This window comes from Parabacteroides faecis (genome assembly GCF_014647375.1).
GTDB lineage: Bacteria > Bacteroidota > Bacteroidia > Bacteroidales > Tannerellaceae > Parabacteroides > Parabacteroides faecis.
The window spans coordinates 26,474-42,006 of record NZ_BMPB01000016.1 but is presented as its reverse complement, the minus strand read 5'-3'; the positions used below and the strand labels follow the sequence as shown (position 1 = coordinate 42,006).

Sequence of the window (15,533 nt, the reverse complement as noted above, 5' to 3'; positions counted from 1 at the left end):
AAAGATGGGAAATGGAGAGGATAAAACAAATGTGTGGAAATTTCGCTTAACGGACAAGATTGCGAATATCTCGCAAGTATCGATAGAGGAGAATACGGAGTTTTGGCTCGAATCGATGAAATTATGGTTTTACGGCTATAAGACATCGAAAGATTATAAAGTGACCATCTGGGGCAGAAAAGTGGATTTCTCTTTTTCCATCGCACCTGTGGGAATGCCGACAGACTACCCTCCTGTTACTGCCGCACCTCAAAAAAAGAAGATAACTGCGCCGTTTCCACCGGAGCAACGCGCTTATGTGAATTCGTTGAAGGTTAAAATAAAAGAGTTGAAGGAACATCTTCCTGAACTTCCGGATGAAGCGATGGAAAAGCGGTACTGGGATTATTTAGATCGCCAGTCTTTTATTGACAATCTGCAATGTGCAGCTGTTGCCTGGGATAATAAGGAAGCGGATATGATTGTGAAATGCCGCGAGGCAAGCGAGTATCTGGCTAGAATGTTACCTGCTCTACAAGCTATGCACTTACCGGACGAGTTGATGCGTGATGATACGAAGTTCTCTTTGGTATTGGCGAGGGTTCTACAGTTTGCCCGAATCGTGGAAGAGAATGCAGAGAAGAACCGGATCGATTTACCTGTTCAACTACATGAGTTGATTGTTTTCATAGATGATTTTACCGACCGGATGATTGAGGGAGGAAATAAACTGTTCGGTATAGAACGGAGAATGACTTTGGATGAGCATAACGCCTCTCTGGAATTGGATGGAGAAGCGTTGTATGGAGACAAACCGATAGAAGAACGGTTGGTCATGCTGCAAACGCTTTGGGAAAATCGCCTATTGTCACCAGTCGACCGAATAGAGTATCTGGAACAAGCGATAGAACTCGTAAAAAAGCAAAATCGTAAAAGGCAGGAGATTGTACCGTGTCCGCATGAAGAACTGATAAAAAAGCATCTTTCAGCCATTCACACGTATGTCAAGGAACTGGAGGATGAAGGTGAAACGGTTTGGCGTCGGCGAATGGCCGAAGGCATGGCAGAGAGTCTGGTCTCATGGAGAGAGGCAACAGGAGAACCTCCTTTGTCGGTAGAAGACTTTGCATCTCGAATTGATTTACAGTCTTTGCATATAAAGACAGAAGAGCAAGAAGATGGCTGTATTCTGTATGAGTTGGAACTCTATTTCCAAGACAGGGATGATTCCTTTGCGGGACATATAATGTATGCCCTTGTCAAAAATCATGTCGTGAAGGAGATTACATTAATGGGGTAAGATTTCCTTTTTATAGAGTATTTTATATTCCATCCGGTAGAAAATAAAATTCCTTCCGAAAGAAATCTGAATTTCTCCCGGAAGGAACCCTTTTTACCAGCAAAGACCATCGTCTTTATCAGGCTATTTATTTCGGTTGTTTTCCGATATAAGCCAGAATACCACCGTCTACATACAACACATGTCCGTTTACGAAGTCGGAAGCATCGGAAGCCAGGAACACAGCCGGTCCCATCAGATCTTCCGGAGTTCCCCAACGGGCTGCCGGTGTCTTGGCAATGATGAAAGAGTCGAACGGATGACGTGAACCGTCCGGCTGAAGTTCACGAAGCGGAGCCGTCTGCGGTGTCGCGATATAACCCGGACCAATACCGTTACATTGGATGTTATATTCGCCGTATTCAGAAGCGATATTGCGTGTCAGCATTTTCAGGCCACCTTTAGCTGCGGCATAGGCAGAAACAGTTTCACGTCCCAGTTCACTCATCATCGAACAGATATTGATGATCTTTCCGTGACCTTTTTTGATCATTGAAGGGATAACTGCTTTTGAAACGATGAACGGAGCATTCAGGTCGACATCGATCACCTGGCGGAACTCGGCAGCCGTCATTTCGTGCATCGGAATACGTTTGATAATACCGGCATTGTTTACCAGAATATCGATCACGCCTACTTCTTTTTCGATCTGGGCAACCATCGCATTTACCTGTTCTTCGTTGGTCACGTCGCAAACATAACCTTTGGCATCGATACCTTCTGCCTTATAGGCAGCCAGACCTTTATCCACCAGTTCCTGTTTGATGTCATTGAAGACGATCTTTGCACCTGCCTGAGAAAAAGCAGTAGCCAACGCAAAACCAATCCCGTAAGAAGCACCTGTTACAAGTGCCACTTTTCCTTCTAATGAGAAATTTACCATTTTAGTATTCGATTTATTTTAAGTCTGTAATTTTAGAAAAATCCTGATCGCCATAATCCAGGTTTTCACCACCCATACCCCAGATAAAAGTATAATTATGAGTAGCGGCCGCACTGTGGATAGACCATTCCGGAGACAGAACAGCCTGGTCGCCTTTCATCCAGATATGGCGGGTTTCGTCTACTTCACCCATAAAATGACAGATAGCCTGATCTTCCGGAATATCGAAATAGAAATAAGCTTCCATACGACGGCTATGAACGTGTGCCGGCATCGTATTCCATACACTACCCGGTTTCAGTTCGGTCATACCCATCTGTAGCTGGCAGGTAGGCAATACCTGATTCACGATCATCTTGTTGATATTACGGTCGTTCGACATTTCCAGCGACCCCATAGCAGCCACAACAGCATCCGCCTTGGTCACTTTTTTATCCGGATAATTACGATGAGCCGTAGTCGAATTAAAATAGAATTTAGCAGGATTCTTGGCATCTTTGCTTTCAAATGTCACTTCGCGATCACCCGAACCCAGGTAAAGCGCTTCTTTAAAGTCCAGTTCAAAAGTTGCATCACCCGCTTTTACAATACCGGGACCACCGACACTGAAAATACCTATTTCACGGCGTGTCAGGAAATAAGGAGCTTTCAACGGATCGATCGCTTCCAGTTTCAGGACCTCACCCACAGGCATGGCGCCACCCACAATCATACGATCGTACATGGAATAAACCATATTCACTTCATTCGGTGCGAAAACCGTTTCGATCAGGAAATCCCGACGAATACGTTTCGTATCATATTGCTTCGCATCTTCCGGATGCGCAGCATAACGCAATTCATAATTTGTTTTCATCTTCTTATCTGTATTTAATTTTCAATTTTCAATTCTCCACTTTCAATTACTTAAGCGCATGATCTGCCTTTACGTCACTTTCACCTTTCCAGGCACGCAGGTTTGTCCACTCCGCATAAGGAGCCGACCAGAATTCATTTGAAGCCGGCAATCCCAATGCCAGCAAACCGACAGCACACAGATAGACACTCCCTGTATTAATATAAGACTCAGACATATCGATTTGTTCACCGGTAAAGCCGACACGCAACCACCCGTTGGCATCGAAGTTCTTCGGCGATTTCATCTGGTTACGGATCACTGCTGTCATAGCACAACGCACCTGAGCAGGTTTTACCCGTTCGGGCAACACCTGCATCAAACTAGCCTGTGCCAATGCATGAAATGCACCGAAACGGTACACGATAGAACGACCGACTACCGGGAAAGTTCCTTCCGGAGAGATAAAACGTTCCAACTGTTCTGCATAACGGGTCAAGCGAGGCAACTGGGTATCGACAAAATCGGCACCTTCCAGATTATGCTTTTTCATAACCAGCAATACATCTGTCAGCATCGGATGGATAACAAAACTATTATAGTAGTCCATGTGGAAAGCAGGGCCGTCACCATACAAGGCATCCCCTTTATACCAGTCATCACGGAATTTCTTAACACCATAAGTCAGACGGTCCATATCACACTCACCGGTAAATTCCAGCAAAGCCGCCTCAACTGTCGAAGCAAATAAAAGCCAGTTGTTATCCCAGGGTTTGATGGCACGACTGCGTTTAAATTCAGTAATCATCCATTCTTTAGCCTGCGAATCCAACTTATCCCACAATTGCGTTCTCGCCCGTAACAAACCTTGCGCCAGAAAAGCGGCATCCACCAAAGGCTGATAAGGTTTTCCAAATACCAGATAGTCGGGAGATTCCGGATTGACGGCATTCTTCAGTCCTTTTACCGCCAGGCGGATATATTTATCGCGTAACTGACCTTCCGGTGTATTATCCGGCCCCAATTCCAGCCAGGGAGAAATACCACAGATCAGACGGCCTACAGCTTCCAGGTGAGAGAAATCACTCCTGTCTTTCGACAGAGATTCATAGGGCATATTCTTCTTCAACGTATTGTTACTCAGATTCGTCAATACCGGATCAGCAATACGGGTCAATGTTTCTACCCAAAAAGCACGGTCTTCCGCCCCGCTCTGCTGTGCTTTACCATTCAATGAAAAACACAGGAAACATACTAAAAAAGCAGTTGTTTTTATCAGATTAGTCATAAAGTCTTATTTTTCTGTCAGTTTTTTTAAACGCATCAATGCTTCCACATAATAATAGTCTGCATAGCTCAATGGCACATCCACTTCGCTGTTACCCGGGAAATGACCGGTAGAATGCATCAATGCAAAATTACAATTGGAACCTTTAGCTGCCAAATACTCAGGAGTAGTCAACGAACGCACCTGTTGTTCAGCGAAATCAAGGTAACTTTTGGCCTCTTCACTCTTATCCAACTGGCTCAATTCGATCAGGGCAGATGCCATAATAGCGGCGGCGGATGCATCTCTCGGAACATTCGGAATGCCCGGAGCATCAAAATCCCAATACGGCACTTTATCAGCCGGCATATTCGGATTGTTCATGATAAATGCAGCGATATGTTTTGCCTGATCCAGATATTCAGGCTTTCCCGTTTCACGATACATCATAGTAAATCCGTACAAAGCCCATGCCTGTCCGCGGGCCCATGCAGACTCGTCGGCAGCTCCCTGATGGGTCTGTTTTTTATGGGGAACACCGGTTATCGTATCATAAGAGACTACATGGTAACAGCTATAATCGTCACGGAAATGGTTGTTCATTGTCTTATCTGCATGAGAGATAGCCATTTTGCGAAAACGGTCATCACCCGATGCTTTGGATGCCCAGCTGAAAAACTCCAGGTTCATCATATTATCGATAATAACCGGGAACTGCCATACCTTTTTATTGAAATCCCAGGAACGGATCGCTCCCACCCGTTCGTCGAAACGAGTCGCCAACGAATTAGCTCCGGTCAGCATCACATCCTTATATTCCGGTTTTCCGGTTAGACGGTATCCGTTACCATAGCTACAATACAACATAAAACCGACGTCATGGCTGTAAGTGATATTCTTCACTTCTTCCACACGGTCGGTATACATTTCGGCATATTTCTTTAATTCCGGAGTCGGATTGTTTTCATACAGATACCATAATTCACCAGGGAAAAAGCCGCTACACCACCAGCTATAGTCGCTTGTTTCCAACGTGCCTTCTTTGTTGATCGCTTTAGGCAGACGACCTTCCTGGTTTTCCAGGTCTTTTGCCATTAAAAGAGCTTGTTCGGTCGAAGCCTTCAGACCGCGGTCAATAACATCAGCAATAGGTTCCTGTTTGGGTTGTGAATCACAAGAAGCCAATAGCACTGTGAACGCAAACACTCCGTACGAAAGAAATTTGTTCATGATAAAAATAGGTTATTAAGTTTTTAAGTTTGTGGCAAATATACTGGTTTATATTCTAAAATTCGACATAACCATCCAAAAAAGGTAAGATACTTGAATTTACAACATAAAAAGGCTTACGATTAATACCTGTCAGTCCGTGTAACATTTTTGAAATATCAATGTAACATTTACTTCAAAGCGTCTTAACCTGTTCTTAATACATGTTACCTTACTTTGCACTCAGAACAAAGAGGTAAATGACGTGAGAAAGTTTTTTGAAAAAATTGTCGAAGGAGGACTATTGATCAGCGGAAGTGTAACCAGTTTCACGATCCTGCTGATTGTCTTTTTCCTTTTTAAAGAGGCTTCCGGCCTTTTTAGCAGTCCGGTTGTGGAAGAAGGGTATGTACTCGCTGTGAATAAGAGTAATGATGTAAGCCATCTGTCTCCGGAAACGATCATGGATATTTTCGATGCCAAAATAACCAACTGGAAAGAGGTGAACGGCAAAGATGAAGAGATCCTGGTCTTTCGCTTTTCCGACCTGACACAATACTACAGTGAAGAAGAATTGGGAGATGAGTTCCAGTATGTCCCGGAAAAAATCAGCGAACTGGTCGGAAAAGAGCCGGGAATCATTGCATTCTTCCCCCAGCAATATCTGGCACAAAATTTCCAGGGGACTGTTCTTCCTGAAGAGAAAATATCACTATCCGATTTCTTCGCCGGGACTAAATGGTATCCGACTTCCGCACCTGCTCCCATCTTCGGACTTATTCCTTTATTGCTGGGAACATTGCTGGTCAGCATCGGAGCAATCGTCCTTTCACTTCCATTCGGTGTGGCAGTCGCCATCTATCTGGCGGAAATAGCCAATAAGCGAACCCGTGAAATACTGAAACCGGTTATTGAGCTTCTGGCTGGTATTCCTTCCGTTGTATATGGTTTCTTTGGTCTGGTCGTAATCGTTCCGCTCATACAGAAAGGATTGAACCTTCCGGTCGGAGAGACAGCCTTTGCCGGTAGCGTCGTATTGGCTATCATGGCATTACCGACCATTATCACAGTTGCAGAAGATGCCATGCGCACGACTCCCCGGGCAATGAAAGAGGCCAGTCTGGCATTGGGAGCTACTCAATGGCAAACAATTTATAAAGTGATTATCCCCTATTCCATATCCGGTATCACATCGGCGATCGTCCTGGGTATCGGACGGGCTATCGGAGAGACAATGGCCGTTTTAATGGTGACAGGTAATGCGGCCGTTATACCGACTTCTTTCTTTGAGCCGGTACGAACCATTCCGGCAACCATCGCAGCAGAACTGGGTGAAGCACCTGCCGGGGGAGCCCATTACCAGGCATTGTTCCTGTTAGGGGCAGTATTATTTATTATCACGCTGCTGTTAAGTATTTCAGTAGAATATATCTCATCCAAAAGAAAAATGTGATTAAGCTATGGCACCTGTTCAAAAATTAGGCAACGTCGACACAAAGAAACGGACTTCACAGAAAGTTGCGTTCGGTATATTCACTCTTCTCAGTTATCTGGTCGTAGTCATACTCTTCTTTATCCTCGGTTTTATCATTATCCAGGGAGGAAAAGTAATCAGTTGGGATTTCCTTACGAAAGCTCCTGCCGAAGGGATGACTGCCGGAGGTATTTTCCCGGCTATCGTCGGAACACTTTATCTCGTATTAGGCAGCAGCCTGATCAGTTTCCCTATCGGGATCATGAGCGGGATTTATATGAATGAATATGCTACAAACGGAAAGATCATCCGTTTCATCCGGATCATGACCAACAACCTGAGCGGTGTACCATCCGTTGTTTTCGGGTTATTCGGTATGTCACTGTTCGTGATCACGCTGGGATGGGGAGATTCTATTATCGCCGGCTCGTTCACTCTGGCATTGATGTCTCTACCGTTGATCATTCGCACGACGGAAGAAGCCCTGAAAAGTATCGATGATTCTTTCCGCCACGGCAGCCTGGCACTGGGAGCAACCAAACTGCAAACTATAGGCCGTGTCGTATTACCGATGGCTTTCCCGAATATCATTACCGGACTGATCCTGTCGATCGGACGCGTATCCGGAGAAACAGCCCCCATCCTTTTCACCGTTGCTGCTTACTTCCTCCCGCAATTACCGGGAAGTATCTTCGACCAGTGTATGGCTTTACCATACCATTTGTATGTAATATCCACCAGCGGAACAGATATCGAGGCTTCACGCGGAATGGCATACGGAACGGCGCTGGTCCTGATCGCCATCGTACTGGTTGTAAACTTACTGGCCAATGCACTAAGAAGTTATTTTGCCAAAAAAGTAAAAATGAACTAACAACAGAAAGAATAAAACAATAATAATATGATAAAGATTGATGCTCAAAACGTAGATTTCTATTATGGCGATTTCCATGCCTTAAAGAATATCTCGATGCAGATTGAAGCAAACACCTCGGTCGCTTTCATCGGTCCTTCCGGTTGCGGTAAATCCACCTTCTTACGCTTGTTCAACCGAATGAACGATCTGATACCCGATACGCATATGGACGGAAAAATCGGGATCGACGGAAGGGATATTTACGGAAAAGGGGAAAAGGTGGACCAGCTCCGTAAAAATGTGGGTATGGTATTCCAGAAACCGAATCCTTTCCCGAAAACAATCTTTGAAAACGTAGCGTACGGACTCCGGGTAAACGGGGTAAAAGACAATGGCTATATCGAAGAAACTGTTGTCAAGACGCTTAAACAGGTCGTTCTCTGGGACGAAGTAAAAGATAAACTGAAAGAATCGGCTTTTGCCTTGTCCGGCGGACAACAGCAGCGTTTGTGTATCGCCCGTGCATTGGCGATATCACCTTCTATTCTTCTGATGGATGAGCCGACTTCTGCACTGGACCCGATATCGACAAGCAAGATAGAGGAACTGATACATGAGCTTAAAAATGAATATACGATCGTCATCGTTACCCATAATATGCAGCAGGCTGCACGTGTCAGCGACAAGACGGGGTATTTTTATCTGGGAGAGTTGATTGAGTTCGACAATACGCGAAAGATATTCACGAATCCGGAGAAAGAATCGACTCAGAATTATATTACGGGACGATTCGGGTAATTGAAAATTGATAATTGAAAATCGATAATTACATATGAAAGTAATAGATCAGGAGATTGCCTCCTTAAAAAACAGTATCAGCGAAATGTGGGCTTTGGTCCACCAACAGTTATATAATGCAGGGGAAGCAATGCTTACCGGAGACAAGGAACTGGCTTATAAAGTGATCAGTCGCGAACGCCGTGTAAATGCTTTTGAATTGAAGATAGACAGCGATTGCGAAGATATCATTGCCCTGTATGCTCCGGTTGCCGTCGATCTGCGCTTTGTCCTTGCCATGTACAAGATCAACACAAACCTGGAACGCCTGGGTGACTTTGCTGAAAGTATCGCACGTTTTGCAGGTAATCTGCCGGAAGGTGCTCCCGTCGACCCGCAATTGATCAAAGAAACCCGGGTAGAGGAAATGTTACATGAATTATTAAGTATGCTCACCCTCAGCCAGGAAGCTTTCGAAAAAGAAAGTTCGGAAATTGCATCGCGTATCTTTTTAAAAGACAACCTCATCGACGAAATCAACCATAACTCAACCAAAATCATTGCCGACTATATCGAAAAGCATCCCGGAAGTGCCCTGGTAGGTCTGTATATGGCAGGAGTCATCCGCAAGATGGAACGTTTCGGCGACCATTGTACCAACATAGCCGAAGAACTGATCTTCTATCTGGATGCCAAGGTGATGAAGCATATCGGAAAGACAGAGAATTAATATTTACTCCCACTATAAATCGCCGGTTTATCAGAAAAGTATACTTTCTGTGAACCGGCATTGCTTTTCACAATCAGAGTTCCCCAAAAGTCACTATTGCTCAAAGAGGCTCTCACTCTCTTTTCTTATTTTTCTGAATAAAAGCCGTAGGGATCATTCCAAACTCATTTTTAAATATGCGGGTAAAATAGGACTGGCTTTCTATACCAATCCGTTCCATCGTGTCACGGATTGACAAATTTTCTTCTATCAGCAAAGCCGCAGCTTTCCGTAAACGATAGCTTCTGATAAACTCCACGATCGATTTATCCGTCAACGATTTAACCTTAGCATATAATTTACTGCGGCTCATAGACAATTCGGAAGCAATATAATTCACATCCATATCCGGTTGGTCGATCCGACTCTCGATAATTTCGATCAAACGGGTGATAAACTTATTGTCCTGCTGGTTTGCAGCCAGTTCCCGGCTATCAACAAAATAATTTCGGGCATAATGTTCTTTCAATTTCTGTTGTTGCTTGAATATATTCTGTACAGTAAGTTTCAAAAGCCCAAAATCGAGCGGTTTTTCAAAATAAGCATCAGCTCCGGAATCCAATCCTTCCAACTGGTTCTCCAATCCACTTTTAGCTGTTAACATGACAAATGGGATATGAGAAAAGTTTATATTCTCTTTCACCTCCCTACACAGGGTGATTCCGTTCTTTACCGGCATCATTATATCACTGATAATAAGATCTATCTCTATTTTTTCCATCAGATCAGCCGCCTCACCTCCGTCTCCTGCCTCAACAACATCAAAAGAAGAACGAAGATATTCTGCTATTAAACCGCGCAAGTCTGTATTATCTTCGACTAAAAGTATACGCTTCTGTACTCTCAACAACAAAGATTCCTGCTTATCGTCATACTCGTTGAACCGGACATCCGGTTCAACGACATATGATATCATATGTCGCATTGGAACTTCACTTTCAGACAGTTCCGTCATATCATACAAATCCTTATCCAAAGGAAACTGTACAAGCATTTCCGTTCCTTCATTTCTTTCGCTATAAATAGAAACCGCTCCTTTATGAAGTAGTACCAAACTCTTTACCAAAGCCAGTCCGATCCCTGATCCGATATGGGCTTCCGTATCATTTGAGTCGACTTTATAGAAACGCTCAAACACCTGAGCAATAGATTCTGCAGATATACCGACCCCTGTATCTTTTACTAAAATGCTGAAAGTCCGGTTTAAATTCGGATTACGCTGTATTCTGTAATTATTCTGGAAATCCGAATGAAAAGGTTTCTCATCCAAGCGTGTCTCAATAATGATATGTCCTCCGTTCCCCGTATATTTAAAAGCATTATTCAAGAGGTTCATTATTACCTTCTCCATAACCTGCTCGTCGAAATAAACAGGATCGGATAAAGACGGATCGCAAGAAATTGTATAATTTATCTCTTTCTGCAAAGCATATTCCTGAAAGTCGGAAGCTATCTCCTTTACAAAGCTGTTAATATTTGAAGATTGTACCTTCAATTTCATTTTGCCATTCTCCACCGTCCTGAAATCCATCAGTTCATTGACCAGATTTAGCAACCGGCGGGCATTACTATTCAGCAATTGGATATAATGATTGTTCCCGTATTGTTGCTGCATATGCTCGACTGCCGCCATAATCAGTGACAATGGGGTACGGAAGTCATGGGAGATATTCGTAAAGAAACGCAATTGAGCCTGATGATTCTCCTCCTTCCGTTGCATTTCCAGAGATTCCATATAAAGTTCCAGTTTCAGTTTCTTCTGATGATTGTAATAATGCATGATTGTACAGACCAGCCCCAAAAACAGCAACCCATAAATTGTATAGGCCCACCAACTGAACCAGGGAGCAGGTAACCTTCTGATCTGTATCGTCGTCGGTACTTCATTCCAAACACCATCATTATTGGATGCCATCACCTCTAAAGTATAAGTTCCGGAAGGTACTTTAGCATAGGATATGATACGATTAGTCGCATCGATCTCGATCCAACGGTTATCATATCCGACCAACCGGTATTTAAACCGGTTTTTCTCAGGGATAAGATAATTATTAGAAGATATTTTAAAACCAAAATTGATCTGATTATAATCCAACGCGATCTCTTTGGTTGTAGATATAGACTGATGCAAAGGAGACCCTGTTGAGTCCGGTTTGACAATCTCATTATCTATATAAAAATCAGTAATAATAGCAGTAGGTTTAAATTCGCTGAGCAATACTTCCTTTGGATTGACAATAGTAAAACCATTGGTACCACCAAAATACAACTCTCCGTTTTTTCCTTTCATACAGGCTTTCGGATAAAAGACAATTCCTTGTATCCCATCTTTTTTATCAAAGCGGAAAAACGTATTTTTCTCTATATTGTATTTGAATAAACCATTATCCGTTCCCATCCAAAGATCATTCTCGTCATCTGCACAAAGGCTGTAGATAGTGGATACTTCATATCTCAAAATATCGTTTACCGAGTAAAAGCGATTCTCCTTTACATCATATTTTATTAATCCGCTACCGACAGTTCCCACCCAAACATTTCCCGATTTATCCAGGCACAATACCTGCGCTCTGAGGCTACTAACCGAATCAGGAACAATCTTTTTAAACTCCTTCTTACTGACATCCATATAATAGAGTTCCTCATTATTGATAATCCACAAATCGTCATTTTCTCCCCTGCAAAGGTCAGAAATACTGCTATTGTTATTATCTCTTTTCAACATATAATGGGTAAAACGATCCGATGCAAATGAATAAAAAGAGATGCCCGTCGACTGGTAACTAATCCACAGACCGGAATCAGCCTCCAGTATAATCTTTCTCAAATCGTTTGTCAGCATCCTGTTATCAGAGCGATATTTATGATTGAATCTTCTGAAAGTCGAAGAATTATGGGAGAAACAATCCAACCCACCCCGGAACATAGCCACCCACAAATTGTGACTCGGATCAATTACCAACGACTTAACATTGTCATAAGTAAGACTATTCATCAAGGGATTATGAGTATAATATTTAAACTCCCCGGTTTTCTTATCCATCCGGTTAATACCTCCTCCTTCCGTTGCAATCCATAAAAAATCGTCATTCTCGGCAAAACCACTTACAACTTTATGGTTCAAGCCATTCTCGCGGGGAGTAAAAGTCCGGAACCGCGAGGTTTCCTGGAAATTAAGATAGCATAAACCACCGGAATAAGTACCTATCCAGACATTTTTTTGGGCATCTTCTTTTATCGTCCAGACGGAGTTGCTGGGCAATGTAAAAATATCTGATTTTGAATTCGTAAAATGGGTATACTCTTCACTCTCCGGATTCATGATATACAAACCCCGTTGTGTACCAATCCAGACATATCCGTTTTTATCGACATATAATGTTTTAGCTGGAACAAATTCATTATTCAACGTACAAAAAAAACTGTAATGGTTGGTTATAGACAATGTTTTGTAATTCAGTTTATACAATCCATAACTTTCGGTAAGCACCCACAACTCGTCTTTAAATTTCTTCAATTGAATGATAGATTGGTTATCCGGAAGTGTACTAAGCAGCTCAAATTGTGTTTTATCATACTCAAAACGGTAAATTTCACCATTTGAAGTACCGGTAATAAACTCATCTCCATCAGCACACAAAGCCACTGCGTTTTGCAACAATCCTTTTTCCGATTCCATTCCAAAAAATGTTCTTTTTTCTATATCAAATATCCCTAAGCTGGCGCTTAACAACCAAAGGTTCCCTCGCGAATCAGTTTTAAGACTCCTGACATCGGGTTTAAACATTCTTTTAAAAGAATCGGTCACTTTATCATAAATAAAAAGACCTTTATTGGTAGAAACGAACAAATGTCCGGACGCATCCAGTTCGACTTCTCTGAAATACCATTTATCAGAGGTATCCAGCATCCTGAAATAAGAATAATACCTTTTGAACTGGTAACCGTCAAAACGAAAAAGGTCATTTTCCATGACGATCCAAATAAACCCGTCGCTGTCTTGCTGGATAGATTTTACACCATCATAATAAAAACCTCCCTCCGGCGATAACGTATGGAATTTGTAGTTCTTTATATTTTCAGCCGGACACGGCAAACTAAAAAACAGGCAGATAAACAGTATCAGCTTATATATTCTATGATTTTTTCTCCAGATCCCCATGGAAATCCCTTTTTGGTGTAAAACAAAGATTCCCCCAAATATAAAGATATTCGGGGGATATGTTTTTATTCAACCTTGAAAAACACACGAATGTAACCCGTTTTTATTTTTTCATTCAGACGGATTCCGATACGGGAAAATTCAGGACCATTCTCCTGTATTTTCTCAGGAATAAGTGTATATCCTTTTGGAGAAGAGGTTTCAATCTTCACATTCACTGTATGTTGCTTTCCCGACAACTTCAGAGTTTTACCTCCATTCTCCTGCCAATCGGCCAAAGTTATAATTGCAGATTCGAATGATCCGGCATTTTTCAATTCGAACCGGTCTTCTATTAACAGGCTACCAGTTCCGGTCCGGTCATAAACGAATTTGCGGATATAGGATTTAAGATTTGGGCAATCATACACCTTTGTCAGATCGAGCACATATTCATCACGAAGTGCAGTAAAATCGGTTCCGGCTATTTCTGCCTCATATTCTTTACCGGCTCCCTGCAAGGTCTGATCCACCACAGCAACCGGATGCCCGAATGAAGAGATGGATTTAAATGTATATCGCTTGTTCGTCCACATAGCACCGGCATAATGATAAGGGCCTCCGGGATCGCCTGCCAACGTTTCATTTCCTACGATCAACGAATAGCTCCCTACATCATTGTGATTATGATGTTCAGCATTGTTTCCTCCTTTAAGAGCTACCCCCATAGAATGATCAGACATTTTTTCCGGACGGCAGATCAGGACACCAGCTTTATCAAAAAACATTCTGACCGGCTGTTTTCCTTCCACTTTTGCACTACCGTCAATATGACTGGAAGTCTGTTGAGCCGTATTGGGAAAAAGAAGCATCGCAGTTAAAACCGAAGGCCGCAGATCGTTGTCGTCAAGTCTGTCATAAGCAGCTAACCCTAGTCCCAGGTTATGATTACAGTACCACAGGATCAAAGGAGACACAGTCGTTCCGATCCGGCAGTCTGCAAATGCCGGATAAGTACCGTTTATAATCTCAAAATTGATACCATACATCGCTATTTTCTTCATCTTCTCACTCTTGAACAGGTCGATAGCTCCTTTTGTCCGTTGATATAACTGTTCACGCAAAATAATATAATGTTGAAATCCATAATTGAAATAGCCCAATCCTTCGGTACAATACCCGTCGTCAGTATATCCCAACACACTGTTTTGAGAATAATATTCAGCGGCCGCCACAAAAAAAGCACGTTCTCTCTTATCTTTTATGATACCTACAGCCGCACTGGTCACTCCGGCAAGACAAACCGCATTCCAGTTATTCGTATTGTTAAACCAACCGAACGTATATCCCTTTCCGGTTTTCAATGCATCTTTAACCGGATCAAAAGCACGAACATACATGGAATCGATCACTTCCTGACGTACTGGTTCGCTTATTTTATCATCCAGAAAATAAAGGGTTTCCGCCAATTCATGTACAAAAGCTGCCGCAACCAAATCCACCTCATGTTTCTTTCCATAAAAGACATTCAGATAAGTATCATGGGCAGGAAGTATCCAGGAGCGATGAGAGATCAACTCTCTCAAAGTCGATTCTATCTTAGGAACGAAACGTCCTTTATTCTCCATACATTCAGCCCACACTAAAGGTGCCAGACGTGATTTACGGGCATTCAGCATTTTTTCGCCGGGAGGTCTGAGCCCATTTCTCGAGAACTCCAGATAAAGATCATCATCCCAGGGAGGCATTTCCGTATTCAATACTTCCTCTGCCCGTTCCATTACAGCTTTATAATCTATCTTATTCCTGACCTTTTCCCATTCCGTACGATTCTTGTAAGAATAACCGAAACCAGCCGGTTCATCATCAAGATAACTGGTAATCTCGTCGATCCGCTGCCGGTTATTTTCTTCAAACGGTATACTTTTTGGAACTTGTGCCGTCAGCGCAAATGACAAAAGACTAAATAGTAAAATGTATTTTTTCATGGTAAACTATATGTAT

11 protein-coding genes are annotated in these 15,533 nt (G+C 42.7%); 5 read left to right on the top strand and 6 right to left on the bottom strand.

The annotated features are described in order from the left end of the window. Nucleotides 1–4: 4 nt before the first annotated feature. Nucleotides 5–1,279: a hypothetical protein gene (locus IEY67_RS21240; protein WP_183672309.1), complete on the top strand. Its 1,275-nt coding sequence runs from the start codon at nucleotides 5–7 to the stop codon at nucleotides 1,277–1,279. Between the two features lie 127 nt (nucleotides 1,280–1,406). Here the strand turns inward: IEY67_RS21240 and IEY67_RS21235 are convergent, their stop codons facing one another. From IEY67_RS21235 to IEY67_RS21220, 4 genes are read right to left on the bottom strand one after another with little or no spacing between them, the layout of a single operon-like run. Next, nucleotides 1,407–2,201: a gluconate 5-dehydrogenase gene (locus IEY67_RS21235; protein ID WP_122354201.1), complete on the bottom strand. Its 795-nt coding sequence runs from the start codon at nucleotides 2,199–2,201 to the stop codon at nucleotides 1,407–1,409. Nucleotides 2,202–2,214: 13 nt separating this feature from the next. Further along, entirely contained in the window at nucleotides 2,215–3,057 is an 843-nt protein-coding gene (gene kduI, locus IEY67_RS21230) for a 5-dehydro-4-deoxy-D-glucuronate isomerase (RefSeq protein WP_122354200.1), read from the bottom strand. 46 nt (nucleotides 3,058–3,103) lie between these two features. Next, a complete protein-coding gene (locus tag IEY67_RS21225) occupies nucleotides 3,104–4,324 on the bottom strand; it encodes a DUF2264 domain-containing protein (protein WP_122354199.1) in 1,221 nt (406 codons plus the stop codon). A gap of 6 nt (nucleotides 4,325–4,330) precedes the next feature. Continuing rightward, a complete protein-coding gene (locus IEY67_RS21220; RefSeq protein ID WP_183672308.1) occupies nucleotides 4,331–5,533 on the bottom strand; it encodes a glycoside hydrolase family 88 protein in 1,203 nt (400 codons plus the stop codon). 244 nt (nucleotides 5,534–5,777) lie between these two features. Between IEY67_RS21220 and pstC the strand changes: the two genes are divergently transcribed. From pstC to phoU, 4 genes are read left to right on the top strand one after another with little or no spacing between them, the layout of a single operon-like run. Beyond that, nucleotides 5,778–6,965 carry a phosphate ABC transporter permease subunit PstC gene (gene pstC / locus IEY67_RS21215; protein WP_122354197.1) on the top strand — a complete coding sequence of 396 codons (1,188 nt, stop codon included), beginning with the start codon at nucleotides 5,778–5,780 and terminating at the stop codon, nucleotides 6,963–6,965. 7 nt (nucleotides 6,966–6,972) lie between these two features. Beyond that, nucleotides 6,973–7,860 carry a phosphate ABC transporter permease PstA gene (gene pstA / locus IEY67_RS21210; RefSeq protein WP_122375450.1) on the top strand — a complete coding sequence of 296 codons (888 nt, stop codon included), beginning with the start codon at nucleotides 6,973–6,975 and terminating at the stop codon, nucleotides 7,858–7,860. Nucleotides 7,861–7,887: 27 nt separating this feature from the next. Then, on the top strand, nucleotides 7,888–8,640 hold the full coding sequence (gene pstB, locus IEY67_RS21205; RefSeq protein WP_122354195.1) for a phosphate ABC transporter ATP-binding protein PstB: 753 nt from the start codon (nucleotides 7,888–7,890) through the stop codon (nucleotides 8,638–8,640). 34 nt (nucleotides 8,641–8,674) lie between these two features. Beyond that, entirely contained in the window at nucleotides 8,675–9,349 is a 675-nt protein-coding gene (gene phoU, locus IEY67_RS21200) for a phosphate signaling complex protein PhoU (protein WP_122375451.1), read from the top strand. 112 nt (nucleotides 9,350–9,461) lie between these two features. Here phoU and IEY67_RS21195 read toward each other — a convergent pair whose 3' ends face one another. Continuing rightward, nucleotides 9,462–13,550, bottom strand: coding sequence for a hybrid sensor histidine kinase/response regulator transcription factor (locus IEY67_RS21195; protein WP_183672307.1), 4,089 nt, complete (start codon nucleotides 13,548–13,550; stop codon nucleotides 9,462–9,464). Nucleotides 13,551–13,615: 65 nt separating this feature from the next. Further along, complete coding sequence (locus IEY67_RS25245) at nucleotides 13,616–15,517, bottom strand: hypothetical protein (protein ID WP_229801160.1); 1,902 nt, start codon at nucleotides 15,515–15,517, stop codon at nucleotides 13,616–13,618. Nucleotides 15,518–15,533: the final 16 nt, after the last annotated feature.